Below are 3,310 nucleotides of genomic sequence, written 5' to 3'. Positions count from 1 at the left end.
GTTATCGAGAACTTCTTCGGTATCTTAAAGTCTGAATTTCTATACCTAAAAGAATTTGAGGACATCGAACACTTCAAGCAAGAACTTGAACAATATATTGATTACTACAATCACACACGTATAAAGACGAAACTAAAAGGCATGAGTCCGATACAATATCGAACTCATGCCTCGAAAGCTGTCTAATAAATACCGTGTCTAACTTAAGGGGGTCACTTCAATTTAATGGCTGCTTTTTTTACGCTTTCGTCAGATCAACACGACTTCTCCTTTGTCTTAAAACAATGGTCATTTGCGTGTCAGGAGTCATTAAGTTTTCTAAAATGTCCGGTACCGTTTGAAGCGCAATGTCCATACGGTTGATGTTTTCCTGTTCTTGTTCCGAAAACGTTTCTGGTTGTGTGATCATTTCTTTGACTTAGCCAGCACTTGTTCATGCTGATTTTCTGTTTGTTGATATATGGCATCATATCATTCGTCTGGCCTGCTGCTCATTTCACATTACCTATCTTTTTTCATGTGTTAAATCGCATCTTCCTTTGTTTTCTTGAAGACGAACCATTTACTGGCGACATAATTGACCACCACAATCACAAAGTTGACAAGGATTTTTGCGACAGTTTCATTGAAGGCCATTTGGCTCACAAATAAAATCATCAGCCCCAGATCTACACCTAGAGACATGAGACGCACACTAAAAAATGAAGAAAGCTCACGCATGAGGCTTTTTGTGTCACGAGCCTTTTGCTTGAAGACATACTTCTTATTGGTGATATAAGCAAAGAGAACAGCAAATACCCATGAAACAACCGTTGCTGTTTTATAATCCATGGAAAACATCTCAATGAATAAGTAGAAGCTGACTATGTTGACAATGGTTGTACACACACCCATCACAAGATACATAACAACTTCTTGATATTTTTGAAAAACGCTATACATGTCTTTCTTCATTCCTTCTTGGTGGTTTCTGTTTCTTTTAGAATACCATCTCGAGAAGAACTTCCCAAACGGACAATATGTACGTCCTACAAAAATGAAATTTGTTCTAATCGATGGCAGATGTCAACCTAATCGATTTTTATGAGTCAAATGATTTAGATCTTTATCATTACTTTAATTTAATTTATAATCTTTTAACTGACTTTATAATTGTTTATTATTAGAAGTAAGAAATCAATATTTATGGGTTTTTTAGTCATTTTTTTAGGGACGTGGTAGGTGATAGATTTTAAAAAATGGGTTAAATGTCATCATTTTTCGACAAAAATCTATTTTTGTGCTTCTTTCACACACACGTACAGTTACTAGACGGTTTGTTCGAGTCATTGGTTACAGATGAATATGTCTTATTGAACTGGAGGCTATTATGGATACACAAATGAAAAGAAGAGTTGACGAAGAGTGGGTTTATTTGATTCAGGAAGCGAAAAAAATTGGACTAGGCATCGAAGAAATACAAGCTTTTTTAACATCCAACGGTGATCAGAAGATGATAAACAAACCGTAAATCAACGCCGTGATCCTTTGTCTTTCAGACTGCTTTGGCTACAAGTTCTGACCTGTCAATTGACCTTTTGAAAATCCTTTCATGACGATACGCTACAATAATTGAACACCTCTCTATGCCAATCCCTTCTACTCAATGGGGTTCTGTCTTTCTATCTTAGGAGGACAGTCCGTTTCCCGTTCTTTATATGACCCCTTTTTGCCACCATTCATGAAATTTATCTACCTCTCGTTATAAAACCAAGCTCCCTACCCATATATTAAGTATGAAAGCAGTGAAAAAGAAGAAAGGTGGTTAGAGCGTGAGTTCAGATTCCCTTTCCTATTATCACCAAAAAAAGGATCAGTATTATCACGGTGTAAATCCTGTCATCGTCAACCGTATTCAGGAGGAATGGACGTCTATTTTGGATATCGGATGCGGCACAGGTCAGCTTGGAAAAGTCCTAAAACAACAAAACCGGACCATATACGGGATTGAATCTTTTGAGGATGCAGCAAAGCAGGCTGAACAAGCGCTAGATCATGTTTTATGCGGCAATATTGAACAGATGGCTCTTCCTTATCAACATGAACAATTTGACTGTATTATTTTCGGAGATGTACTCGAACATTTATTAGACCCGTGGGCCGTTTTAAAAAAGGTCAAACCCTTTCTTAAAAAGGAGGGAGTGATCCTGTCATCCATTCCGAATATTGGCCATATTTCAACGGTTTTAGAATTATTAGCTGGAAGGTTTTCTTATACAGATGCGGGGTTAATGGATCAAACACATCTACGTTTCTTTACCCTTCACGAAATTCATGCACTCTTTCATTCAGCAGGTTTTCGCATTCGTGAACTTGAGACCATTCGTGTACAGCATCCTTCGTATGTAAATGTGATGAATGACTTACACGAGCTACTTGTGAAGCATGGCATCCGTTTCGATTTTAACGAGGCAGCTACAGCCTATCAATACGTGGTTGAGGCGGTTCAGTTCAATGAGTAACCCAACCATCTTATTTGTGTTATGTGTGACTGATGAGTCAATGTTTCAAGCTTGTTTTCGGCAGCTCGCTTCACTTCCTGCTCCGCATGGTTATCATGTGGAGGTCTTTCCCATTAGACATGCATCAAGTATGGCCTCTGGATACAATGAAGCCTTCACTCATCCTGCACAGTTTAAAATTTACCTTCATCAAGATACACTGATCGTCAAACAACATATGCTCCTCGAGCTCATCCCACTTTTTTTGCAAAATCCGTCACTTGGCTTGCTTGGGGTGATAGGTGCAAAAAGTGTGCCTGACAATGGGATATGGTGGGAAAGCCGTGATTGCAGAGGGAAAGTGATTGAATATCGTCACAACACCTATCAGTTGCTTTCGTTTGAATCAGGTCATCAACAAACGGAGGCACAAGATTACATTAAAGCTTCGGCTATTGACGGCCTTTTTATGGCGACGCAATACGATATCAGGTGGCGCGAGGACATCTTAGACGGCTTTCATTTTTATGATGTGTCGCAGTCTTTTGAGTTCGCTCAGCAAGGATATGAGGTAGGGATCGCCAGGCAAGAAGAGCCTTGGTGTATACACAAATGCGGGGATCATTTTGACGCTGAAGCATATGAAAAAGCAAGACAAACATTTCTTGCTAATTATAGGTAGAAAGCACCCTTTTCGGGTGCACAGACCGTAGACAAACCCCACCTTTACTTCAAGTAAAAGTGGGGTTTTCACTTATTTTGATAAAATTTATCAGTTGTCTTACGCTGGACATGGTCCTTTCCATGTCCAGTTTGCTAGCTTTCTTGAG

General features: G+C 39.1%; 6 protein-coding genes. 4 read left to right on the top strand and 2 right to left on the bottom strand.

The genetic code is table 11. The features are described from left to right. Positions 1-186 (top strand): IS3 family transposase (locus tag WAX46_RS15460; RefSeq protein WP_336493384.1); only part of this gene is annotated, 186 nt, incomplete at its 5' end. A 52-nt stretch (positions 187-238) separates the two neighbouring features. Here the strand turns inward: WAX46_RS15460 and WAX46_RS15455 are convergent. Then, positions 239-409 (bottom strand): hypothetical protein, encoded by a 171-nt coding sequence (locus WAX46_RS15455; RefSeq protein ID WP_226567347.1) that lies wholly within the window; start codon positions 407-409, stop codon positions 239-241. A 113-nt stretch (positions 410-522) separates the two neighbouring features. Further along, positions 523-906, bottom strand: coding sequence for a GtrA family protein (locus WAX46_RS15450; protein ID WP_336494303.1), 384 nt, complete (start codon positions 904-906; stop codon positions 523-525). 463 nt (positions 907-1,369) lie between these two features. On the opposite strand from WAX46_RS15450, the gene WAX46_RS15445 reads away from it, so the two are divergent. From WAX46_RS15445 to WAX46_RS15435, 3 genes are all read left to right on the top strand, one after another. Beyond that, the gene (locus WAX46_RS15445) at positions 1,370-1,510 is read left to right on the top strand and encodes an anti-repressor SinI family protein (protein ID WP_226567346.1); all 141 of its coding nucleotides are present in this window, start codon (positions 1,370-1,372) and stop codon (positions 1,508-1,510) included. A 301-nt stretch (positions 1,511-1,811) separates the two neighbouring features. Beyond that, a complete protein-coding gene (locus WAX46_RS15440) occupies positions 1,812-2,501 on the top strand; it encodes a class I SAM-dependent methyltransferase (RefSeq protein ID WP_336494302.1) in 690 nt (229 codons plus the stop codon). Next, a complete protein-coding gene (locus WAX46_RS15435; protein ID WP_226567344.1) occupies positions 2,494-3,162 on the top strand; it encodes a glycosyltransferase family protein in 669 nt (222 codons plus the stop codon). Before WAX46_RS15440 ends, WAX46_RS15435 begins: the two co-directional genes overlap by 8 nt. Positions 3,163-3,310 lie beyond the last annotated feature (148 nt).

Origin of the sequence: Bacillus sp. FJAT-53060 (assembly GCF_037104745.1) — a bacterium.
Lineage (GTDB): Bacteria > Bacillota > Bacilli > Bacillales > Bacillaceae > Bacillus > Bacillus stratosphericus_B.
This window is presented reverse-complemented; position numbering and strand designations above follow the sequence as displayed.

Bases quoted from the DNA above. Each gene is read 5' to 3' on its own strand.
- WAX46_RS15455 (WP_226567347.1), bottom strand. From the start codon at position 409: ATGATCACACAACCAGAAACGTTTTCGGAACAAGAACAGGAAAACATC.
- WAX46_RS15435 (WP_226567344.1), top strand. From the start codon at position 2,494: ATGAGTAACCCAACCATCTTATTTGTGTTATGTGTGACTGATGAGTCA.
- WAX46_RS15445 (WP_226567346.1), top strand. From the start codon at position 1,370: ATGGATACACAAATGAAAAGAAGAGTTGACGAAGAGTGGGTTTATTTG.
- WAX46_RS15450 (WP_336494303.1), bottom strand. From the start codon at position 906: ATGTATCTTGTGATGGGTGTGTGTACAACCATTGTCAACATAGTCAGC.